The organism is Meiothermus rufus DSM 22234 (genome assembly GCF_000423425.1).
GTDB classification, from domain to species: Bacteria; Deinococcota; Deinococci; order Deinococcales; family Thermaceae; genus Meiothermus; species Meiothermus rufus.
Genome location: NZ_AUHY01000032.1, coordinates 1 through 20,603 on the forward strand (window position 1 = coordinate 1; position 20,603 = coordinate 20,603).

Genomic DNA, 20,603 nt, shown 5'->3' on the forward strand with positions numbered 1-20,603 from the left:
CTCACATGGCCCTGGGGGGTCTTGCTCCCTTGGAGTATTTAGCTAAGATGCAGGAGGAGTCGGTTCCCCAGTCTCACATGTGTTGACCGATTACACTGCATTGATTATGGGGCCATGTGGTGTCTATAATAAACGCACCGTTTATCAAGCTCTTGAGATGCGCGCCATGATGGACGCAAGTGAAAACAAAGCTAACCGCGCTGGGCATTATATCCTTCAACCCGACACCCGGGCCGCGCTGCCGCCAACGGCCAGCGGGTGAAGGATCGTCTGTTCGACCACTCCATTGTCACTGGCTGGGGATCACCCCTGCTGGCGCCGACAGGAGAATATTGGCTTGCTGCGAGAGATCGTCGGCCATGCCCGCAACCGCCGCTTTCGCTTCGAGCCCTACTTGCGGTTGTTTGAGGATGCAGGGGAGGAGGCTGTATGAGCGCGCCTATAAAGCATGCGCAAATACCAGCATCCGGCATCCAGGATAGGTTCGTGCCTAGGGGCTGCTGGCCTGGCGTACCAGGCCGGTGAAGTCCTGCCCGGCGGCTACAGAGAAAGCCGCCAGGGCCTTCCAGTAGTTGCCCATGGCCTGGGTCAGGCTGTACTGAGCACTTTGCAGCGAGACCTGGTCGGCCTGGAGTTGCAAAGCCGAGATGGTGCCAGCCCGCAGGGCGGCTTGGCTTTGCTCCACCACTTTGCGGGCGTTATCCACGTTGGCCTGGGCCAGGGCGATGCTTTTATAGGCACTCTGGGCGGCCTGGTAGGCGTTGCTCAGGCTAGTCAGGGCGTTTTGCTGGGCGGTTTGCAGGGCGCGCTGGTTGTTCTCCAGGTTGGTTTTGGCAGTGTTGAGCTGGACGGCGGGGGTGTAGTCGTTGTCGGCAAGCTTCACGTTGAGTTCGGCTAGCTCCACCGCCTGCTGGGCCTGCAATACGCCGGGGAGCCGCTGGAAAAGGCCCTGGCGCAGGGCCTCGAGGTTGGCCTCCAGGGCCGGCGGGCTGGGTGGGGGGGCGATATTCACGTTGCCCAGGTCGCTCAGGCCCAGAAGGGTGGCCAGTTGTGCGGCCAGCACCGGGATTTGTGCCTGGGCGTTGGTCAGGGCTTGCCTCGAGCTGTCCAGGGTGGTCTGGGCCCGGGCCACGTCCAGCGCGGTGGCGTTGCCCGCAGCCAGACGGGCTCGAGCCACCTCCAGGTTGCGCTGGTTCAGGGCCACCTGGGCCTGGAAGAGGGCCAGGTTTTGCTGGGCCTCGTAGAGGCTAATGTAGGCGTTGACCACGCTCTGCATGACCGAAAGGCGGGTGGCCTCGAGGTTCACCTCGGCTAGCGTGGCATTTTGCCGGGCCTGGGTGAGGGACACGATCAGGGTGCTGGGGTCGGCCTCCAGGGCGGTGCGCTGCAGGATAGCATTCTGCAGGGTGGCCTGGGCGCTTTGCAGGCTGGGGCCCTGGCGGTAGGCCTGCGACAGGGCCTGCACCAGGGTCAGGTTGTTCTGGGCCAGGGCCAAGCCAAGCAAGAGGGTAAGGGCGAATAAGCGGTTCATCGGGTTCCTCCCAAAGAAGCGGTCAGGTCGGTGCCGAGGGCGTTTTGCAGGGCCAAGGCGGCCAGCTGGGCCTGGATCAGGGCGGCCTCGAGGTTGCGCTGGGCCTGGAGCTGGGCCAGCTGGGCGGCCTGCACCTCCAGGCGGGTGCCGGTGCCAGCTTGGAGGCGGGCCTGGGCGGTGCGCAGGGTCTGGCTGGCCGAGTTCAAACCAGCCTGGGCTGCTGCGATGCTGGCCTTGGCGGTTTTCAGGTTTTGCAGCTTTTGTCGCACATCCAGCTCGGCAGCCCGGCGGGCGGTCTCGAGGGCCAGCTGGGCCGAGGCCAGAGCGGTCTGGGCGCTGGCGATGCGGCTGTCGCCTGCCGGCTCGAGGATGGGCAGGCTCAGCGAAAGCCCCAGGCTCCAGCCCGCGGCCCCCAGGCTGCTGCCCTGCACCAGGGGAATGGCAGCGGAGAGCGAGGCCACGCCACTTTTGAAGTTGAGACCAGCCGCCAGGCTGGCCTCGGGGCTGCTGTATCCAGCGTTCAGGGTCGCGTTGGGGATGAGCCGCTCCCGCTGGGCGCTGGCTAGGTTGGCCTCGGCCTCCTGGAGCAAGGAAAGGCTGCGCTGTACATCGGGCCGCTGGGCTAGGGCTTTTTGCAGCAGGGCCTCGAGGTCTTCGCTGGGTAGCTCCGGCTCGCTGGGGGAGGTGCTGGGTGGGCCTAGGTCCTGCGGGCGGCGGCCCAGGGTGGCCGCCAGGGTTAGGCGGGCCAGCTCCAGTGCGCCCTGGGCGCTCAGCAAAGCCGAGCGGGCTGTGTCCAGGTTTTGCTGGGCGGTAAGCAGTTCGCTTAGGGTAGCGCTGCCGGCCTGGTTTTGTGCCCTGGCGACCTGTAGCTGCTGCTCGCGCAGGGCCAAGGTGGCCTGGGCAATCTCCAGGTCGGACTGGGCTAAGCGCAGGTTGAAGTACTGGTTGTGTAGGCTGAGGTACAGGTTGTTGCGGGCCTCGAGGCGGGTTAGGGCGGCCCGCTCCAAGGCCCGCTGGGCGCTTTGCACGGCATCGGCGCTACTCGACCAGGGCAGAACCCCCAGGCTGGCCGTAGCGGAAAGGCTCAGGTTGCTGCCGGTGTTCTCCCGCAGGGTGTAGTCGGCCCCGCCCGCGAGCTTGAGGCCCTGGGCGGCCAGGGCGGCCTCGAGCTGCCGCAGGGCGCTTTCGTAGTTCAGGTCGGCGCTTTTCCAGTCCAGGGTGCTGGGCAGGGCTTGCAGGGCCTGGGAGAGCTCGAGGGCCCCCTGGGCCAAAGCAGGAGGTGCCAGGGCAAGCAGGGTGGCTACGGTGGGAACCAGTCTCTTCACGCTACCTCCACGGGGCTATCTTCGGCGTTCCTCGTGTATGGGTGTAGTACGGTGTGTGTAGGTTTGGTGAAGGCCGGGCGTTACAATTCTAAGCCCCCATACCGGAAAACTGCCGGAGCCCTTTGCGCCAGAGCCAGCGGTTGAGTACCCAGAATAGCGCAAACCAAACCCCCAGTACCAAGAAGCCTTGGCCCACCCCGACCGGCAGGGGCAGCCCGGCCAGCAAGGCCGCAGGAAAATACACCAGATAGGGGAAAGGGGTTAAGAGGGCCAGGCTGCGCACCGCCTCGGGAAAGACCGAGAGCGGGGCAATTAGCCCCGATAGGAACAGGTACAGCATGAACCATAGCTCTTCGATGGCGGCTCCCCGCTCGGTCCAGAAACAGAGCATAGCAAAGGTGTACTGCATTAAAAAGCGCAGCAAAAAGGCGGCCAGAGCGGCCAATAGCCCCAGCGCAGCGCCTTCTATTTCCGGTACAAAGCGGGCCTGGGGATAGACCAGCAAAAAAAGGGCCACAATCAAAAGACCAAAGGGCAGCCGGGTCAGCCGCTCAGCCAGGTGCTGCATCAGGTGATCCCAAACCGGGTCAATGGGCTTCAGGAGCCTGAAGGAGAGTCGTCCCTGCACCACGTCGTCCTGGAACTCCCAGATGACCCAGACGATGGTCAGCTGGCGCACCAGAAAGACGCACAGGAAGTAGCGGGCAAACTCAGAAGCGGAAAGGGCAAAATCGCCCCCGTTGGCGGCCTGGGTCCAGACCCCCATCAGAATCAGGGGTAGCATGGCCGAGAGCGACCACAGCACCACCTCGGCGCGGTATTCCAGGAAGTAGGCGTACCAGGCGGCGAGCAGAGCGCGGAGCTTACCAAGCACCCTACCAGTTTAGGCACACTTTACTTGCAGCGCAGCACCAGCACCGGCTTGTCTGAGCGGTGCAGCACCGCCTCGGTCACTGAGCCCAGCATGAAGCGATCCAGCCCGCTGCGCCCGTGGGTGCCCATTACGATCAGGTCGTGTTCTTTGGCCTCGGCTAGAATGGCCTCCACCGGTCGGGCCTCCACCAGCTTGGTCTGGGCCTCCACCCCGGCGGTCTTGGCCAGATCACGGGCCTTGCTAAGGGCCTCGCTGCCCACCCGCTTCAGGTCTTCGATCAGCTCGAGGCCATAGGGCACGCTCTCGGGGCTGATCCACAGGCTCGAGCTAATGTTTTCCACCGCATACAAAAAGGTTACGCTGGCCCCCATGTGCCTGGCCAGCTCGAGGCCTTCCGCAATGGCCTTCTGACTACAGGCACTGCCGTCGGTAGGCATCAGGATTTTCTTGTACATAGCGCCTCCTCGCTTTGCTCAAGTCTAATCTAGACCCTAAGGAGAGGGACGAAAGCCCCGGTCTACGTAACGGCATGCTGCGACCACGTAACGCCCCCTAATCAGCGCGAAAAGTCGATAGAGAGGGGAAAAGGGCACGTACTCTTTGTCAAGTGCAGATGCACCAAATTAACGTAACAGTAGAGGGTTCATTAAACCCCTGGGGTCTGATAGAGCCGTCCTACAATCGCCAGCGTATGACCTTCCCTGAGCTATTGGCGAACCTAGTGGCTAAAGGTGTATCCGATATTCACATCCACGCTGGGCTGCCCATGATGGCTCGCCTGCACGGCAAGCTAAGCCCGGTGACCCAGAGCCCCCTCACCCCCCAGTACACTGCCGCGCTGGTAGACATGATGTGCAACGAGCGGCAGAAGGCTATTTTTGCCGAGCGGCAGCAGGTAGACCTAGCCTACTCGGTGCCGGGGGTAGCCCGCTTCCGGGTCAACCTGTTTATGCAGCGTGGCTCGGTGAGCTGCGTGATGCGGGTAGTTAACTCCGACGAAAGCAGGCTCAAAATCGTCTCACTGCCACAGGAGACCATCAACTATTTCCGCGATAAGGAAAAGGGTCTGGTGTTGGTCACCGGCCCCACCGGCTCGGGCAAGTCCACCACCCTAGCCCGCATCATTGACGAGATTAACCAGCACCACTCCAAGATGATCATTACCCTGGAGGACCCCATTGAGTACCTGCACCGGGCCAAAAAGTCCATCGTGGTACAGCGGGAGATCGGACAGGATGCCCCTAGTTTCAAGGACGGGCTGGTGGCGGCTATGCGCCAAGACCCTGATGTCATCATGATCGGGGAGATCCGCGACCACGCTACCGCTGCAGCAGCCCTCGAGGCCGCCCAGACGGGCCACCTGGTCTTTTCCACCCTGCATACCCTCGACACCGTGCGCACCGTCAACCGCGTGCTTGACCTCTTCCCGCCGCACGAGCGAGAGGTAGCCCGCATCCTCTTTGCCGAGTCGCTGGTGGGGATTGTCTCACAGCGCCTATTGCCTGGTAAACAGGGGGGGCGGATCTGCGCAATGGAGATTCTCAAGGGTAATCTGCGCATCCGCGACCTGATCAAAGACCCGAACCGCACCCATGAGATCTACGAGGCCCTCAAGGACTCCTCGCTGGATGGGATGCAGACCTTCGACGACCACCTGGCCGAACTCTATGCCCGCGACCAGATCGATCTGGAAACCGCCCTGGCCCATGCCACCAGCGCCCAGTATGTCAAGGTTAAAGCCCTGCAGATCAACGCTGCCCGCCAGACCCTCATCGACGAGGCTATAGCCCAGCAGGGCAACTGAGCCTATAGGCCACAACCCCACCCCAGCCCAAGGCGGGTTAGACTGGTTCTATGCTGATTTACGGGCGCAACCCGGTCTTGGAGGCGCTGCGCGAGGGGCGGGTGGGTCAGGTCTGGGTGGCCCGGGGTGTGGAGAGCTGGCTTTTACGCGAACTAGAGCGGCTGGGGGTGGCCTACACGCTGGTGCCCCGCATCGAGCTGGACCAGATGGTGCGAACCACCCAGCACCAGGGGTTGGTGGCCGAGGTTGAAGAGCTTAGCTACGCCGATCCAGGGGCGCCTTTTGCCCTGGCTAAAAAGCGCAAAGAGCCGGTCTTACTGGTGGTGCTGGACGGCCTGACCGACCCGCGCAACTACGGGGCCATCATCCGCAGCGCCTTTGCCCTGGGGGCCCATGGGGTAGTGAGCGAGGCCCGCCGCAGCGCGCCACTTTCTGCTTTGGTGGTAAAGGCCTCGGCGGGTACGGCGCAAAAAATCCCGCTGGTGCAGGTCAAGAACCTGCCGCGCTACCTAGAGGCCCTCAAGCAGCAAGGGGTGTGGGTCTATGGCACCAGCGGCAAGGCCAGCAAGACCATTGCCCAGCTCGACTACCAGCGCCCTTTGGCCATCGTCATCGGTTCCGAGGGCGAAGGCATGCGCCGTTTGGTGGCCGAGCACTGCGATGAGCTGGCCCGGATTCCCCTTGCCCCAGGGGCCGAGAGCCTGAACGCGGCGGTAGCGCTGGGGGTGGTGCTGTACCAGGTTGGGCTGGGGCGGGGCAAAATCTAGCGGTAATACCTGGCCACGTCGCGTAGGTGGCTTTGGAAGTCCACGTTGAGGAACAACCGGCCCTGGGCGTGTAGGAAGTATAGGTACTTCTGGCCCCGCTCGTTGGTGCGCTGGGGGTTGAGCACCGCCCGCAGGGCCTCGGCCCCAGGGTTGCCGATGGGGCCAGGGGGTAGGCCACGCCGGGTGTAGCTGTTGTAGGGGGTGTCTTTTTCAAAATCGCCGGCCCGGCGGTCGAGTTCGTTCAGGCGCTTGCCCAGACCGTAAGCCACGGTGGGGTCGGCCTGGAGGGGCATCCCCAGCTCGAGCCGATTGAGAAAAACCCCGGCAATAAGGGGTTTTTCTGTAGCGTTGGCCGCCTCGGCCTGCACGATGGAGGCTAGGGTGACCCACTCGTGCACATCGAGGCCGAGTTTTTCCAGGCGGCCTTTGGCCTCGGGGGTGAACTCCAAGGCCATGCGGCGGGTCATGGTGCGGAGGATGTCTTCGGCGCTAGCGTCGAGGGGGAATTCGTAGGTGGCGGGGAAGAGGTAGCCTTCCAGGGTGGGGCCTCTGGCCTCGGCAGGGCGCAGCTCAGCGGGAGGATTCTGCACCAGCTCTAGGAAACCGGGGCCGTCCAGGTTGTTCTCGCTCAGGCGCTGGGCTATCTCCACCGCCCGCCAGCCCTCAGGAAAGGTGATGCGCACCGTCAGAGGGCGGGACACATCGGTAAGGGCCAGGGCCACCGCCCTTAGCCCCTTGCCCTCCAGCCGGTAGTAGCCCGGGCGGAGCTTTTTATCCTGGCCGGAAAAGCGCAGATACAAGGCAAAAAGCGAGCCCGAGCGCACCAGCCCGGCCTCCTCGAGCAACCGTCCCACCGCCGCGGCCCCACTCCCTTTGGCGATGCGCACCTCAGCTTTGGCCCCGGTGGGGCCCATTAGGTAGAGGATGTAGCCCAGCATAGCCGCGAGCAGGAGGAACATCCCCAGCACCCCTCGCAGCACCCAGCGGTTGGGCGACTTGCCCGGTTCATCGGGGAGAGTGGGGGGCTTCAGCTCTTCCATACGACGCTTCTCTTTTATACCCCAGCCAGGTATGACTCCAGCAGGGCGATGGCCGCAGCCTCGTCCAGCCGGCCCTTCTCCTGGCGCACCCGCTTGGGGGCGTGGCGCAGGTGCTGTTGAGCCAGCCGGGTGGTGTAGCGCTCGTCTAGAAGCTCGACCCATAGCCCCCGTTGGCGCAGGGCCTCCACCAGAGCCAGTACCCGCCCGGCCTGGGTGCTGGGTTTGCCGTCGGTGCGCAGGGGAAGGCCCACCACCAGGCGCTCGGCCCCTTCTCGCTGGGCCAAGGCGACCAGGGCCTCGAGGTCGGCCTCGAGGTTCTTGCGCACCAGATAGCCCCGGCCAAAGGCCCAGGGTGAGCCGGTCTCGCCCACCGCCAGACCAATACGGGCCTCGCCGACATCCAAGGCCAGTACCTTCATTCCGCCTATTATTCCGCAACGCCCGCTGGAGAAAATGAGGGCTAGGGGGTAGCCTGGGCCAAAGCCTCTGGCAAAGCGGCGAAGGCCTTATCTAAATCGAAACCGCCTCCCTGGGCCAAGGCCCCCCTGCCGCCCCCGCGCCCCCCGGCTTGGGCCGATAGCTGTTTCATCAGCACGCCCGCATCCAGCCCGCGCTCCAGGGCAGCCTTGCCGAGTTTGATGACCAGGTTCTGCCCCGAGCCCACCGCTACCAGGTCGGCTTTGTGTTTGTCCAGTAGCTCATCGGCGGCGTTACGCAAAGCCCCGGCCTCGAGGCCCTCCAGCCGCACCGTGAGGTAGCGCTGCCCGCCCACCTCCTTAATTAGCGGGGTACTCGCGCCTTGGAGCTGGGCCCGGGCCAGCTCGAGCTTGAGCCGCTCGACATCCTTCTCGCGAGCCCTAAGCTCCTCTTGCAGCTTTTCCACCCGCAGCGGCAGGGCCTCGGGGGAAACCCCCAGCTCGCGGGCCAGCCGGCCTACCCGCTCCAGGGTCTCCCGTACAAAGACCACCGCGGCGTTGCCGGTCAGGGCCTCGATGCGCCGCACCCCAGCGGCCACGGCCTCCTCGGCCACCACCACAAACGCGCCGATCTCACCGGTGCGCCGCACGTGGCAGCCGCCGCAAAGCTCCTTGGAGGTGACGTGGTCTACGCTGCCTTCCACGCTCACCACCCGTACCACATCGCCGTACTTCTCCCCGAAGAGGGCCATAGCCCCTTCCTTACGAGCCTCCTCCAGGGGCTTGTAGGTGTAGGTAACGGGAAAATCGGCCTGAATCCAGCGGTTGACCAGCAGCTCTACTCGAGCCAGGTCTTTGGGTGCGATGGGCTCGAACTGGCTGAAGTCGAAGCGCAGCCGATCCGGGCCCACATAGCTGCCTTTCTGCTGCACGTGCGGCCCCAGCACGGCCCGCAGTGCGGCGTGCAGCAGGTGGGTGGCGGTGTGGTTTTTCTCGGTGTCGCGCCGGTGGATGTCCACCAAAGCCCGCACCCCCGTGCCCGCTTTGAGGGTGCCCTCCTCGACCTGAGCCATGTGCAGATAGAGGCCATCGGGGTTTTTCTGGGTGGTGAAGACCTTAGCCCAACCGCCTTCCCACTCTAAAATCCCCGAGTCGCCTACCTGGCCCCCGCCCTCGGCATAGAAGGGGGTTCGGTCGAGCACGACCTGCACCTCGGTGCCGGCGGGGGCCTCTTCCAGCAGCTCTCCTGCCAACAGCAGCTTGACCTGGGCCTGGGCTTCCAGGGTCTCGTAGCCCACGAACTGGGTTCCGCCATACTCGGCGGCCAGTGCGGCTAGGGCCTGGTGGGAACGCTGGAAAAGCTCCTTACTGAAGGCCGCTTTGGCCCGGGCCCGCTCCTGCTGCTCCTCCAGGGCCTTCTCGAAACCCTCGGTGTCTACCCGGATGCCCCGCTCCCCGGCGATCTCGACGGTCAGGTCAAGAGGGAAGCCGTAGGTGTCGTAGAGGGTGAAGGCCTCCTGGCCGGAGAGGGTGTCGCCCGGCGCTAGGGGGGCCAGCATGGCCTCCAGCCGCTTGATGCCGCTTTCCAAGGTGCGCAGAAACTGCTCTTCCTCGATTCGGATTTGTTTTTGGATGGCCTCGAGGTTCTCCCTTAGCTCGGGGTAGACCCCACCCATCACCTCAGCCACTACCACGGCCAGCTTGTACATGAAGGGCTGGCGCAGGCCCAGCAGGTAGCCAAAGCGCACCGCCCGGCGCAGCAACCGGCGCACCACATAGCCTCGTCCGGTGTTGGAGAAGGCTACCCCATCGGCCAGGATGAAGCTTACCGCCCGGGTATGCTCGGCGATCACCCGGTGGGCCACCGAGCTGGGCCCTTCGTAGCTCACCCCGCTCAGCTCCACGATTTTTTGGATCAGGGGCACGAACTCGTCGGTTTCGTAGAAGTCGCGTACCCCCTGCAGCACCATGGCTACCCGGGAAAGCCCCATCCCAGTGTCGATGTTGGGCCGGGGCAGGGGTTCTAAGAGGCCGCCCTCCTTGCGGTCGTACTGGGGAAAGACCAGGTTCCACAGCTCCACAAAGCGGTTGGACTCGCGGGTGTGGTAGTAGTCGGCCCAGGTGTCCGAGCCGAACGCTGGGCCCCGGTCGTAGTAAATCTCGCTACAGGGGCCGCAGGGGCCGTTGGGGCCTTGGGTGGGCGCATTCTGTGGCCAGAAGTTTTCGTCGGCGTCGAAGCGGTGGATTCGCTCCGGTGGTACGCCTACCCGGGTCCAGTGCTCGAAAGCCTCGTCGTCGTCCTTGTAGATGGTCACGTAGATGCGATCGGGCTCGAGGCCTAGCCACTTTTTATCGGTCAGAAACTCCCAGGCCCACTCGATAGCCTCTTTTTTGAAGTAGTCGCCGAAGCTGAAGTTGCCCAGCATTTCGAAGACGGTCTGGTGGCGGTTGGTGCGGCCCACGTTCTCGATGTCGCCGGTGCGCACCGATTTCTGGCAGGTGGTGACCCGGTGCCACTCCCCCTCGTATCCGGGAAAGACGGGTTTTTTGCCCAGGAAGTAGGGCTTGAGGGGGGTCATGCCGGCGTTGATGAAGAGCAGGGTGGGGTCGTCCTGCGGCACCACGCTGAAGCTGGGCAGGCGCAGGTGTCCTTTAGACTGGAAGAACTGGAGGAACTTTTCGCGAATCTCGGCGGTCTTCATCCCTAACCAGCATAGCGCGCTTTCTGGCTTTTTTCTGCCCGAGGTGCTTTACACTTCTCTAGCCGGCTGGTTATAGAATACAAAACCGTGAACTACGGGATTTTCGAGGAAATCGCCCAGGAAGCCCTGGAGCGCACCCAGGCCGATCTGGCCCGCTACCCTTATCCCCGCCTCGAGACCTACTACACCTTTGCCGACAAGACCATCGTGCCCACCTTTCTTACCCAGCCGGTCTCGCGCCGCCAGGTGGACACCCGCCAGTTGTTCTATACCCTGCGGGGCTCCCTCGAGCTTTTCCCCGCCTTTGGTGCCTCTATGCGCATGATGCGGGCCCGCTTCGCCCCGCGATGTGTGGGATCAGGGCCAAGGCGGGCTGCATATTCTGCCGCGGGTGGGGCTTTCCCAGGCGGAGCGCCTCCAGGACGTGCGCGACAGCGCCCCTGCGTTGGTGGGCGCGGCCTTGGGCACCAACGAGCCGGAGGAGTTTTTGGCCGAGCTTCTGGCGGAGCCCAATCTGGTCTTCGTTTCTATCGACATCGCCCATGGGGCCAATGCTGCGGTGCTGCCGGTGTTGCACAAAATCCGGGCGCTGGGCGTGGATAGTGGGGTCATCTTGGGCAATGTGGGTTCTATCGAGGGCTTCGCCTATGCCTACTGGCTGATGAAGCTCTCCGGATTCCGCCGCTTCATCCTCAAGGTAGGAGTGGGGCCGGGCTCGGTCTGCACTACCCGCATCAACACCGGGGTAGGGGTGGGACAGCTTTCCCTTTTGGAGGAGATTCGCCGCTTCCAGGCCAGCGTGGGCTTACAAGACGCCCAAATCATCGCCGACGGAGGGGTCAACAGCGCTGGCGACTTCGTGAAGGCCTTGGTCTATGCCGATGGGGTGATGATGGGCAAGTTCTTTGCCTCGGGTAGCTTCGAGGACGAGGTGCTGCTGCGCCAGGACGGCGAGCTGGTGGGGGTGCTGCTGTATGGTATGGCCTCCACCCTGGTGACCGAGAAGCACAACTTCATCGAAGGCTCCTCCCAGACCCTGCGGGCCTTCCACCACACCGCCCAGGAGGCCATTGCCCGGCTGCGCGAGGGGTTGCAAAGCGCCATGACCTACGTCAACGCCACCAACCTGAGTGAGTTCCGCGGCAATGTGCGCTTCGCGCTAAACTCGGCGGCGGCCATCGCCGAGGCCGGGGTGCATTAGCCATCGGCCAGACCGTATATTTCCAGGTACCGCGCAACGCGAAGCTCGAGCGTTGGCAGGGGTGCAACCTCGCCGCAAACCCAGTCCAGGGTGTAGTTACGGCAGCGGCATGGAGGGTCGAGATGCTGGCGGGCCCAGCGGTTTTTGCAGTGCGGTATTCGGGCGCTACGCAGCAGGCCCCGCAAAGGGTGCATACCCGCTGCTAGAAGGTCGAAGGATGCGAGTTCATCGGGCTTGTTGCAACACCTCACGGATACGCCAGAAGGCCAGATAGAGGTGGTGGGCCTCGTGCACCAGGAAAAGCTCGAGCCACTCCCTAAGGGGCATTGGTCAGCGGCGCTGTGGATGCCGATGCGCCCCAACTGGGCCTCGCTCAGTGCCGCCACCTGTTGGTTGAGCTGGCCCCGCAGCCGTTTTAGCTCGTCCAGCACTTCCTCGGGGCTTCGCTCGACCGAGGCTAGATGCGCCGCACGCGGCGCAGTAAGGCCGGTTCGTGGTCGGGGCGCAACCGCTCGATCAGGGGGGCCTCTTCCCGCAGGATGCGGGCCATGCGCTCCTGGGTGACCAAGGTGAAGTGGGCCAGGTGGGCGAAGTTTTCGTGGGCCGACCATTTGTCGGGCAGGCTGCGCCGGCGAAAAACCACTGGGGTGGCCCAGCCAATAATCTGGGGTAGCCCGGCTAGGGAGAGTTCGAAGCGGGTCAGAAGGGGGTTGACCATGCCCCAGCCCACAACCCCAGCCAGCCCCTAGTTTTTCCTGCTTTTGCGGGTATTCTGGAGGGCGTGGAAGTCTTGGCGCTGGTTTACCGCAACCTGCGGGCCCGGCCCATCCGCAGCATTCTAACCTTGCTGGGGATTGTGGTCGCGACGGCTTCGATGGTGCTTTTTCTTAGTTTTGGGGAGGGGCTGCGCAAGGCGTTGGGGGCTGAGCTGTCTAAGGTGGGGCCGGCCATTTTGGTCATCAGCGAGGGCAGCGAGGCCTTTGGGGCGGGCTACCCCGAGCTTCCCCCCGAGCTGCTGGGGCATATAAAAGCTTTAGCCCCTGAGCTAGGCATCACGCGGGCTATTCCCACCGCAGTTTTCGCCCGGGGGGGCTTCGACCCTGCCAGTAGCTTCATCTTCCAGGGCCTGCCCGCAGGGGTGACCGCCCAAGACCTTTACCCCAATGTTCGCCTGGCGGCGGGGAGGCTCGACCCTGGCCAGCAAGGGGCGGTGGTAGGGGGAGGGATTGCCGAGCGCAACAACCTGGGGCTGGGCAAGACCCTGCGGCTTTCCCCCCAGGTCTCCCTCGAGGTGGTGGGGGTGCTCGAGCGCAGCGGAGGCCTCACCGATAGCTTCATCTATGTGCCCATCACCGCTATTCAGACCATCTTGAATACCCAAAACTACAGTTCCATCCTGGTTTCCATCGGCCCCGACCAAAGCGCCGAGCGGGTGGCCCGGGCCCTCGAGGCCCGCTTAGAGGGCATCAAAGCTCAGACCACCGGCGACGTCATGCGCTTTGCCGAGCGGGCCGTGCGCATCTCCGACCTGGTGCGCTTTGGCATCAGTCTGGTGGCCCTGATTGTGGGGGGCTTGCTGGTGGCCAACACGGTGATGATGTCGGTTTATGAGCGCATCCGCGAGTTCGGCCTGATGCGTGCGCTGGGGGCCAAGCGCCGCTTTATCTTTGGCCTGGTGCTTCTAGAGGCCCTGCTCTTGGGTGTGGTGGGCGGGCTTTTGGGCCTGGGGCTGGGCCAGGCTGCCTCGGGGCTGGTCAACTGGTACACCCTGCGCGAGGTGGGCTTGGCCCTTTCGGCGGTGACTTTCCGCCTGGCCTCGTTCGCCCTTTTGGTGGCGGTGGTGCTGGGATTGTTGGCGGGCTTTTTGCCAGCCCGTACGGCCAGCCGCATCCGGGTGGTGGAAGCTTTGGGGAGGGTGTGATGTTGGAGGCCCTCGACCTGCACAAGCACTACCACCAGGGCGAGATTGACGTGGTGGCGGTAAACCACTTCACCTACGCCTTTCCCCCAGGCCTTACCGCCATTGTGGGGCCTTCCGGCTCGGGTAAGACCACCCTGCTGAACCTGCTGGCCGGCTTCGACGTACCTAGCCGGGGCGAGGTGCGGCTGGATGGCCAGCCCCTCTCCCGCCTTTCCGAGGACGCTCGCGCCGAGCTTAGGCTGCGCTACATGGGTTTTGTGTTTCAGCAGTGGAACCTGATCCCCACCCTCACGGCCCTGGAAAACGTGGCTTTTCCGCTAATGCTAGCGGGTGTAACTCCGAAAGAGCGCGTGAATAGGGCCCGGCACTTGCTGGAGACGGTGGGGCTGGGCCAACGGGCTGCTCACCTGCCCAGCAAGCTCTCCGGCGGCGAGCAGCAGCGGGTAGCCATCGCCCGCGCTTTGGCCCTGAACCCACCCATCCTGTTTGCCGACGAGCCGACCGGCAACCTGGACTCGGCCTCGGGGGCCCGGGTGGTGGATCTGCTGCTGCATCAGGCCCAGGAGGGCCGCACGGTCATTTTGGTGACGCACGACCTCGAGCTGGCCCGCAAGGCCGCGCGTATCCTGCACTTGCGCGATGGAAAGCTACTGCGGGTGGAGGAGGCTTCCCTTGAACGCGCCTGAGAACCCCTTGCTAACCCCACAGCAGAAAGCCGAACTTTTGCGGGTTTTGCAGGCCCGCTTCGAGCAGAACACCGCGCGCCACCCTGGGCTTGGCTGGCCCCTGGTGCAGGCCCGGCTGGCGGCCCACCCCCAGAAGCTGGTGGCGCTGTTCCAGATGGAGGCCACCGGCGGCGAACCAGACGTGGTGGGCCACGATGCCCGCACCGGCGAGGTGATCTTTTTTGACTGCGCCCCCGAAAGCCCCAAAGGCCGCCGCAGCCTCTGCTACGACCGCGCCGCCCTGTTGGCCCGCAAGCAGGCCAAACCAGCCGGTTCTGCGGTGGAGATGGCGGCGGCCATGGGCATCGAGCTTTTGAGCGAGGAAGAGTATCTGGCCTTGCAGCAGCTCGGGGCCTTCGATACCAGAACCTCGAGCTGGCTTCGCACCCCCGAGGACATCCGCAAGCTGGGCGGGGCCATTTTTGGCGACCGGCGCTATGGCCGGGTGTTTGTCTACCACAACGGGGCCGAGTCGTACTATGCGGCCAGGGGCTTTCGCGGCTCGCTCAGGGTGTAAAAACGACCCCGGCCCTGGGCCGGAGCAATTTGGTGCCGGGAGCGGGACTTGAACCCGCATGAGCTTGCGCTCGCTACCCCCTCAAGATAGTGTGTCTACCAGTTCCACCATCCCGGCAGGCAAGCTCTAGGTTAGTGGCCTGCCCGTTCCTTGTCAAGGACGACTAGGCCCCTCGTTACTTTTCCCGTTACGCCCCCCCCAGGGGCCAAAAATGCGATAGCAAAGCCACGCGATTTTTCAAAAAAGCCCAACAAACCCCGCTCCAGACGGCGTAACGCCGGTTTGTGCAAACCACGCATTCTGTTTTGCGCAAAATGGTATACTGCCCTTGTCGGTGGTTCCAACAGCGTAGCTTGACAAAGAGTTTTTGCGGTGAATATCGCCAACCCCTGGACGAAAAAAATCCAAAAGTGGGGTTTTGTAAGCCACCATCGCAAAAAGCACCTTTTTTTGGGCAGTTATCCACAGGCACCCTGTGGATAACCGGCGGTTCTCATAAAACCCCCCATTGGGAGCGCTGTCCAGGACGGCGATTAACGGGGCATGCTGTCGCAAAACCATAGCCCCGCAAGGGGATTGCAACCCTCCCAGCCCACCGTGCGCAGGTGGGCTTTGTTCGTGCATAATGCCGGATGTAGAACCAAGGCCCGCCATGACCCCCAGCGCCAAAACCCAGCCATGCTTCGCCAAGGGCTTTTCTGGTTGGTGGCCTCCGCTTTGCCTGGCCTGGCTGGTGCTGCTGGCAGCCTGTGTACCGGCCCCGCCCCAGCCCGGTTTGCGGCCCGCGGGCAGCCCCGATGTGGTGGTGATCGGGTTTGCCGGGCGCTGCGCTTCCCTGCCGGTGGTGGGGGACGGCTGCAACCCCCCTTTCGATAACTATGGCTACCTCGACGACCAGGTGTTTCCCCGTAGCCAAAGGCCCCGCCAGACGGCCCAGGCAGTGCTCGAGGCCTTCCGCAGGCTGGGGTACAGCGTGGAGTACTTCGATGCCTCAGCTTTTCTCTACGCCCACACCAGCGGTATCTCGCGCCAGCAGGAGCCAGGCTACCTCGAGGCGCAAGGCTACCTACGACGGGTGTACGCCTACTGGATGCGGGGCCTGCGCAACCCTACCCGGGTGGTGCTGCTGGCCCACTCCCACGGCACGGTCTGGGCTAGCCTGTTGGCCTGGAACCACCCCGAGGTGCGCTTCGACTATGCCATTTACCTCGACGCCATCTGTAGCTTTTGGGATGCCGATAACATGCACAACAACCGCATCATCCAGGAGTACTACGACCCCAGGGGGCTGCGCCGCCCCTTCCCCCTAAACGACGACGAAGCCGGCCAGCCCTGCAAGGCCCTTTGGGTGCCGGGCCTGTCGAACCGGCAAGACCTCAACGATGTGGTTCCGCCCAATGTGCGGCTAGGCCTCGAGGTGGTGAGCCGCCCCCCCCTCCACCTGCCCCCGCTCAACTTCATCCACGACGACGACCCCGACTACCGCCCCGATGGTTCGCGGGTGGGCCTGTTCCGCTTTCAGTCCGGCGAAGACCACAGCGGGGTCACCGCCCGCGACAGCGACGCCATGCAGTGGGTGGTAGGCCAGATTATGGCTTTGGGCCTGCCCTGAGGCGTAGACTCGGGGGGTGAAAATCCCTTTTGCAGTGCTTTTTCTCTCTGTTTGCGGTATAGTTCTGGCCCAGGAAGCCCCCATGAAGCGCCCCGATGCACCCCCCCTGGCTTTGCGCGGCAGCTTTGCGGTGGGGGTTCGAACCCTCTCGCTCGAGCCGGCCAGCCGCCCCAACCGCACCCTTACCGTTGAGGTCTGGTACCCCACACAGGCCCAAGGCGGCAATGCCCCCATAACCTACAATGCCCAGATAGGCCAGACCCCAGTGCAGATTCCTGGCCAAGCCCGGCGCGATGCCCCACCAGCCGTAGGCCGCTTTCCCCTGATCGTGGCCTCGCATGGCCAGCCGGGCACCCGCTTTCAGTTTGCCTACCTGAATGAACACCTGGCCAGTTGGGGGTTCGTGGTGGCCTCGCTCGACCACCCTGGTTCCACCTATCAGACCCTAACCCAGCCGAACTACATCAGCAGCATTGTGGATAGGCCCCTGGACATCCTGTTCGCCATAGGTGCGCTGCCCCAGCAGGTGCCCAGCGCCGATGGCCAAAAGGTAGGGTTGCTGGGCTATAGCTACGGCGGATACAGCGTAATCAATGCGGCGGGCGCGGGGCTGGATGGCGCGGCTTTGGCGGAATACTGCCGGGCCAACAACAACGAGGGCCCCTGCTTTGCTCTGCCCTTTTTCGCCCAGCTCGAGGCCGTGCGGGGTCTCAGCATGGTTAAGCCCGACCCGCGCATCCAGGCGGTCTTTGCTATGGCTCCCTATGGCCAGCCCTGGGTTGGAGCCCGCGCCTTGGCCAACTTGAAGGTGCCCTTGTTTGTGGCCGCAGGCGAGGCCGACGACGTGGCCACCTACCGGCGGGACGCCTTGGCCTACTTCCGCCAGGCGGCCTCGAGCCACAAGTACCTCCTGACTTTGCAGGCCGCCCGGCACAACCCCTTTGTGGAATGCCCGCCCCAGGTGCGCGCCCGGGAAGAGGACTACTGGCGCTGCTGGGAGCCGGTATGGGATATGGAACGGGCCCACGACCTAGTGCGGCACTTTGCCACCGCTTTTTTCGCCCACTTTTTGCAGGGCAGCCCCGAGGCGGGAAGGTTCTTGGACCCGGCTCTTCCTGGCTTCAAGCCGCGCACGGCCTTGGGCTTTAGGCTGGAGACGCCTTAGCTTTTCTGGCGGCGGGCCCGCAGGTACCGGGCGGCTTCGGCGAGGGATTTGACCTCTTTGGCCGAGAGGCCCAGGTGTTCTTGTAGCAAATGCGTGTCGGCCAGGCTTTGGGCCTCTTGAACCCGGCCTTGCCGCAGCAGGTGGTCGAGGACCTTGGCCAAGGCCTCGAGGTCGGCCTGGCCCATGTTTACCTTGGGCAGCACCAGCCGTTCAGCCTCGCTGGGCTCGAGTTTGAGCATACCCCCGCCCAGCGCACGCCCTTCGATCTCGGCGCTGAGCTGGGTCAGCGAGGTCTGGAAAAGCGCGGCCAGGGCCTTCGGGCTTAGCCGCGCTGTGGCCGAAGGCTGTAGATATACCCCATGCAGGCTGTTAGGGGCCACCGCGCCCAAGGGGTTGGCCACCAGCCGGGGGGCTTGGTGGTTCATGTAGGTTAGGAAGGCCTCGGGGGCCTTAGGGCTCAGAGCGTACCAGGGCCGACGTTTGCGGCACTTGTAGGCCAGGGGCACCCCCTGGGCCTCGCCTTCGCGCAGGTAGCGGGCCAGGGTTGGCGGTGGTTCGGCCTCCTTGGGAATGCACAAGAGATACCCAGCCAGGCTGGCCATGCAGGCCTCTTGCCAGTCGGTCTGGGTGAGCCATAGGCCCCGCAGCGCCCCAGCCCGCCACACTGCGGGCCTAAGGAAGGCTTCGGGTATGGCCCAGCGTTGGGCCTGGGCAGGGCTTAGGTGGAAAAAGGCGTTGTGCCCGGTAACGTAGCCGATGTCTACCCGGGCTACCTGGCCCAGCCGCCAGGAGGCCGCCGCCAGGCTGCGGTAGAGCTCCCTGGCGAGCCGCACCGTTCCCGGCGCAACGGGGGAGAGCCAGTACGCTGCCAGGCGGGCCTGGCCCGAGACTAGGGCTTTTAGATCCAGGGCCTGGGCCTTGGGGAACGATCCCCTATCGGGACGGGCTGCGCCCGTGCACCCGGGGGTGGGCCAAAAGGTTTCCAGCTCGGTTGTGTGCGCCAGCTCCTGCAGCCAGAACACGGCGGGTTCTTCCCCTGGAGACGATCCCCTATCGGGACGGGCTGCGCCCGTGCACCCGGAGGCCCGCCGCCCTTCCGCCAGCAACAGCAGCACTTCTTGCGATAGGTTGGGAAAGAGCCGCTCACGGCAAGCGATGAGGGTGACTTCGCGGAAGGCGCGGGCCAGGTACTCCAGCACAGGCCGGGCATAGGCCGCATGGGCCAGCTCGAGCGGTACCACCAGGGCCAGCCGCCCGCCAGGCTCGAGCCAGGCCGCGGCCTGCACTACAAAAGCCGCCCAGACGCTGGCCCGCCTATCGAGCTGCACCCCCTGCTGCTGGGCCAGGGCCAAAGCCCGCTCCCGCACGGCTTTGTCCAAGCGCTGGTAGCGGATAAATGGGGGGTTGCCGACCACACAGGAGAGCCGTACAGGCGGCTGAAAATGGAAAAAATCACCCTGGAAAAGGTGCTCTTTGCGGATAGCGAAATGCGTTGCCAGTACCCGGACACTTTGCTGGTAGGTGGCGGGGTCGAGTTCTACCCCGAAAACCTGCGCTTCGGGGCTGCCCCCTAGCTGTTGTAGCCGCTCGCTGGCGGCAGCCAGAAAAACCCCTCCCCCAAAGGCGGGGTCGGCCAGGGTGTCGTGGGGCTTTCGCAGAGCCCAGCGCACCAAAAAGCGGGCCACAGCCGCATCGGTATAGTAGGCCCCTAGGGTTTTGGCGGCTTCCCCAGTGGGGCTAGGGGGGAGTTGGGCCCAGGGACGTTCGGGCTCGGCTGGTCCCGATAGGGAATCTTCCCAAGCCATGGCCTCGATGCTAAGCCGGGTGGGGGAAATCTACAAGCGGTGGGCCCACTTGGTACAATCGCTCCAATGGAGCACGAGCCTAACAGAAAAGCAAAAACCAATGGATGGGTGCGCCCGCTTCAAGTCCCCTCGAGCCCGGAGCGAAGGTCGCTCAGCCCATGGCGCTAAACGCGCTACCCACCACCCCCCAGGCTGCCTTCTGGCGGGGGGTTCTGGCCTCGCTGCCGGTAGCGACGGGTATTGTACCCTTCGGTCTAATCACCGGGATTGCGGGAGTCAAGGCTGGACTGGGCGTCCTCGAGGTTACCCTGATGTCGGCCTTGGTTTTTGCTGGGGCGGCCCAGCTGGTGGCCTTGCAACTCATTGGGGCTGGGGCCTCGGTCTTCTTCGTATGGCTGGCCACGTTGGTGGTCAACCTGCGCTATCTGATGTATAGCAGTGCCTTGGCCAAGCCCCTGGAAGCCCTCTCCACGCGCATGAAGCTCCTGGCTGCTTTCCTGATGGTCGACCAGAACTTTGCCCTGGCCCTGAACCAGTATGGCGTGCTGGGCCCGCGCCTGACCCCCTGGTTTTACCTGGGGATTGGTGGGGTGTTGTGGCTGGGCTGGGTGGTCTGCACCTATTTGGGGGCCTGGTTGGGAGCCCGCCTGCCCGAGGCTTGGGCGCTGGATTTTGCGGTGCCTCTATGCTTTTTGGTGCTGCTGGTTCCAGCAGTACAGAGCCGCCCCAGCCTGGGGGCTGCTTTGGTGGGAGGGCTGGTCTCCACAGCCCTGATGGGCCTGCCTTATCGGGCTGGGCTGTTCATCGGCGCGGTGGCGGGTATTTGGGTGGGGGTGTGGTTGGAGCAGCGGGCTGCCGGGGGGGAGGGGCCATGAGTGGGGTGGAGTTTTGGATAGTGCTTGGGGGTATGACCCTGATTGCCTTTGCCCTGCGGTATGTGCCCCTGGTTATGCTGGAGCGTTTCAACCTGCCACCCCACCTACAACAGGCCCTGCGCTACGTGCCAGCCGCTACCCTGGCCGGTTTGGTTTTTCCTGCCTTGCTGGCGCCCCAGGGCACCTGGGCCTTATCGCTGGAAAACGAACGCCTCCTGGCCGGCCTGGTTGCGCTCTGGGTGGCTTGGCGCTTTAAGCACATCCTGCTCACCCTGGGGGTGGGGATGTGTACCTTGTGGCTTTTGCAGTGGCTGGGGGTTTGA

At 64.1% G+C, this 20,603-nt stretch carries 20 protein-coding genes and 1 tRNA gene; 10 read left to right on the forward strand and 11 right to left on the reverse strand.

Going from position 1 to position 20,603, the window contains the following annotated elements; all coding sequences use genetic code 11:
• Positions 1–490: 490 nt before the first annotated feature.
• From G552_RS0107340 to G552_RS0107355, 4 genes are all read right to left on the reverse strand, one after another.
• Positions 491–1,531 carry a TolC family protein gene (locus G552_RS0107340; protein WP_027882450.1) on the reverse strand — a complete coding sequence of 347 codons (1,041 nt, stop codon included), beginning with the start codon at positions 1,529–1,531 and terminating at the stop codon, positions 491–493.
• Positions 1,528–2,856, reverse strand: coding sequence for a TolC family protein (locus G552_RS0107345; RefSeq protein WP_027882451.1), 1,329 nt, complete (start codon positions 2,854–2,856; stop codon positions 1,528–1,530). The genes G552_RS0107340 and G552_RS0107345 overlap by 4 nt, the downstream gene beginning before the upstream one ends.
• Before the next feature lie 88 nt (positions 2,857–2,944).
• Positions 2,945–3,730: an ABC transporter permease gene (locus G552_RS0107350; protein ID WP_027882452.1), complete on the reverse strand. Its 786-nt coding sequence runs from the start codon at positions 3,728–3,730 to the stop codon at positions 2,945–2,947.
• Between the two features lie 20 nt (positions 3,731–3,750).
• Positions 3,751–4,185 carry a universal stress protein gene (locus G552_RS0107355; protein WP_027882453.1) on the reverse strand — a complete coding sequence of 145 codons (435 nt, stop codon included), beginning with the start codon at positions 4,183–4,185 and terminating at the stop codon, positions 3,751–3,753.
• Positions 4,186–4,421: 236 nt separating this feature from the next.
• Here G552_RS0107355 and G552_RS0107360 point away from each other — a divergent pair, with 236 nt between their 5' ends.
• Together G552_RS0107360 and rlmB are read left to right on the forward strand one after the other, a co-directional pair.
• On the forward strand, positions 4,422–5,534 hold the full coding sequence (locus G552_RS0107360) for a type IV pilus twitching motility protein PilT (protein WP_027882454.1): 1,113 nt from the start codon (positions 4,422–4,424) through the stop codon (positions 5,532–5,534).
• Between the two features lie 50 nt (positions 5,535–5,584).
• Positions 5,585–6,301, forward strand: a complete 717-nt coding sequence (gene rlmB / locus G552_RS0107365) for a 23S rRNA (guanosine(2251)-2'-O)-methyltransferase RlmB (protein WP_027882455.1) — start codon at positions 5,585–5,587, stop codon at positions 6,299–6,301.
• Here rlmB and mltG read toward each other — a convergent pair.
• Genes mltG through alaS form a run of 3 tightly spaced genes read right to left on the reverse strand, consistent with a single transcriptional unit; the run spans position 6,298 to position 10,459 of the window.
• A complete protein-coding gene (gene mltG, locus G552_RS0107370; protein ID WP_051195732.1) occupies positions 6,298–7,341 on the reverse strand; it encodes an endolytic transglycosylase MltG in 1,044 nt (347 codons plus the stop codon). The two genes, rlmB and mltG, sit on opposite strands and share 4 nt — an antisense overlap.
• Before the next feature lie 14 nt (positions 7,342–7,355).
• The gene (gene ruvX, locus G552_RS0107375) at positions 7,356–7,760 is read right to left on the reverse strand and encodes a Holliday junction resolvase RuvX (protein WP_027882457.1); all 405 of its coding nucleotides are present in this window, start codon (positions 7,758–7,760) and stop codon (positions 7,356–7,358) included.
• Between the two features lie 41 nt (positions 7,761–7,801).
• Positions 7,802–10,459 carry an alanine--tRNA ligase gene (gene alaS / locus G552_RS0107380; protein ID WP_027882458.1) on the reverse strand — a complete coding sequence of 886 codons (2,658 nt, stop codon included), beginning with the start codon at positions 10,457–10,459 and terminating at the stop codon, positions 7,802–7,804.
• Between the two features lie 391 nt (positions 10,460–10,850).
• Here alaS and G552_RS14970 point away from each other — a divergent pair, with 391 nt between their 5' ends.
• A complete protein-coding gene (locus tag G552_RS14970; RefSeq protein WP_245575142.1) occupies positions 10,851–11,660 on the forward strand; it encodes an IMP dehydrogenase in 810 nt (269 codons plus the stop codon).
• On the opposite strand, the gene G552_RS16260 is transcribed toward G552_RS14970, so the two are convergent.
• Positions 11,657–11,854, reverse strand: a complete 198-nt coding sequence (locus tag G552_RS16260; protein WP_169447879.1) for a hypothetical protein — start codon at positions 11,852–11,854, stop codon at positions 11,657–11,659. The genes G552_RS14970 and G552_RS16260 overlap by 4 nt on opposite strands.
• Positions 11,855–12,117: 263 nt before the next feature.
• The gene (locus tag G552_RS16745; protein ID WP_245575143.1) at positions 12,118–12,378 is read right to left on the reverse strand and encodes a hypothetical protein; all 261 of its coding nucleotides are present in this window, start codon (positions 12,376–12,378) and stop codon (positions 12,118–12,120) included.
• 63 nt (positions 12,379–12,441) lie between these two features.
• Between G552_RS16745 and G552_RS0107395 the strand changes: the two genes are divergently transcribed.
• Genes G552_RS0107395 through G552_RS0107405 form a run of 3 tightly spaced genes read left to right on the forward strand, consistent with a single transcriptional unit; the run spans position 12,442 to position 14,823 of the window.
• Entirely contained in the window at positions 12,442–13,581 is a 1,140-nt protein-coding gene (locus G552_RS0107395; protein ID WP_027882459.1) for an ABC transporter permease, read from the forward strand.
• Entirely contained in the window at positions 13,581–14,267 is a 687-nt protein-coding gene (locus tag G552_RS0107400; RefSeq protein WP_027882460.1) for an ABC transporter ATP-binding protein, read from the forward strand. Before G552_RS0107395 ends, G552_RS0107400 begins: the two co-directional genes overlap by 1 nt.
• A complete protein-coding gene (locus G552_RS0107405; RefSeq protein WP_027882461.1) occupies positions 14,254–14,823 on the forward strand; it encodes a DUF4256 domain-containing protein in 570 nt (189 codons plus the stop codon). Before G552_RS0107400 ends, G552_RS0107405 begins: the two co-directional genes overlap by 14 nt.
• A 30-nt stretch (positions 14,824–14,853) precedes the next feature.
• Here G552_RS0107405 and G552_RS0107410 read toward each other — a convergent pair.
• Positions 14,854–14,940 (reverse strand) — tRNA-Leu (locus tag G552_RS0107410).
• Between the two features lie 535 nt (positions 14,941–15,475).
• On the opposite strand from G552_RS0107410, the gene G552_RS0107415 reads away from it, so the two are divergent.
• A complete protein-coding gene (locus G552_RS0107415; protein WP_245575144.1) occupies positions 15,476–16,435 on the forward strand; it encodes a hypothetical protein in 960 nt (319 codons plus the stop codon).
• Positions 16,436–16,451: 16 nt separating this feature from the next.
• On the forward strand, positions 16,452–17,600 hold the full coding sequence (locus G552_RS0107420) for an alpha/beta hydrolase family protein (protein ID WP_027882463.1): 1,149 nt from the start codon (positions 16,452–16,454) through the stop codon (positions 17,598–17,600).
• On the opposite strand, the gene G552_RS0107425 is transcribed toward G552_RS0107420, so the two are convergent.
• Positions 17,597–19,405 (reverse strand): HsdM family class I SAM-dependent methyltransferase, encoded by a 1,809-nt coding sequence (locus G552_RS0107425; protein ID WP_027882464.1) that lies wholly within the window; start codon positions 19,403–19,405, stop codon positions 17,597–17,599. The two genes, G552_RS0107420 and G552_RS0107425, sit on opposite strands and share 4 nt — an antisense overlap.
• Before the next feature lie 158 nt (positions 19,406–19,563).
• Between G552_RS0107425 and G552_RS0107430 the strand changes: the two genes are divergently transcribed.
• Positions 19,564–20,280 carry an AzlC family ABC transporter permease gene (locus G552_RS0107430; RefSeq protein ID WP_027882465.1) on the forward strand — a complete coding sequence of 239 codons (717 nt, stop codon included), beginning with the start codon at positions 19,564–19,566 and terminating at the stop codon, positions 20,278–20,280.
• A complete protein-coding gene (locus tag G552_RS0107435; protein WP_027882466.1) occupies positions 20,277–20,603 on the forward strand; it encodes an AzlD domain-containing protein in 327 nt (108 codons plus the stop codon). The genes G552_RS0107430 and G552_RS0107435 overlap by 4 nt, the downstream gene beginning before the upstream one ends.

What these genes read in the sequence shown, in the direction of transcription:
- G552_RS0107340 (WP_027882450.1), bottom strand. Translation starts at nt 1,531, where the DNA reads ATGAACCGCTTATTCGCCCTTACCCTCTTGCTTGGCTTGGCCCTGGCC.
- G552_RS0107355 (WP_027882453.1), bottom strand. Translation starts at nt 4,185, where the DNA reads ATGTACAAGAAAATCCTGATGCCTACCGACGGCAGTGCCTGTAGTCAG.
- G552_RS0107360 (WP_027882454.1), top strand. Translation starts at nt 4,422, where the DNA reads ATGACCTTCCCTGAGCTATTGGCGAACCTAGTGGCTAAAGGTGTATCC.
- rlmB (WP_027882455.1), top strand. Translation starts at nt 5,585, where the DNA reads ATGCTGATTTACGGGCGCAACCCGGTCTTGGAGGCGCTGCGCGAGGGG.
- mltG (WP_051195732.1), bottom strand. Translation starts at nt 7,341, where the DNA reads ATGGAAGAGCTGAAGCCCCCCACTCTCCCCGATGAACCGGGCAAGTCG.
- ruvX (WP_027882457.1), bottom strand. Translation starts at nt 7,760, where the DNA reads ATGAAGGTACTGGCCTTGGATGTCGGCGAGGCCCGTATTGGTCTGGCG.
- alaS (WP_027882458.1), bottom strand. Translation starts at nt 10,459, where the DNA reads ATGAAGACCGCCGAGATTCGCGAAAAGTTCCTCCAGTTCTTCCAGTCT.
- G552_RS16260 (WP_169447879.1), bottom strand. Translation starts at nt 11,854, where the DNA reads ATGCACCCTTTGCGGGGCCTGCTGCGTAGCGCCCGAATACCGCACTGC.
- G552_RS16745 (WP_245575143.1), bottom strand. Translation starts at nt 12,378, where the DNA reads ATGGTCAACCCCCTTCTGACCCGCTTCGAACTCTCCCTAGCCGGGCTA.
- G552_RS0107400 (WP_027882460.1), top strand. Translation starts at nt 13,581, where the DNA reads ATGTTGGAGGCCCTCGACCTGCACAAGCACTACCACCAGGGCGAGATT.
- G552_RS0107415 (WP_245575144.1), top strand. Translation starts at nt 15,476, where the DNA reads ATGACCCCCAGCGCCAAAACCCAGCCATGCTTCGCCAAGGGCTTTTCT.
- G552_RS0107425 (WP_027882464.1), bottom strand. Translation starts at nt 19,405, where the DNA reads ATGGCTTGGGAAGATTCCCTATCGGGACCAGCCGAGCCCGAACGTCCC.
- G552_RS0107430 (WP_027882465.1), top strand. Translation starts at nt 19,564, where the DNA reads ATGGCGCTAAACGCGCTACCCACCACCCCCCAGGCTGCCTTCTGGCGG.
- G552_RS0107435 (WP_027882466.1), top strand. Translation starts at nt 20,277, where the DNA reads ATGAGTGGGGTGGAGTTTTGGATAGTGCTTGGGGGTATGACCCTGATT.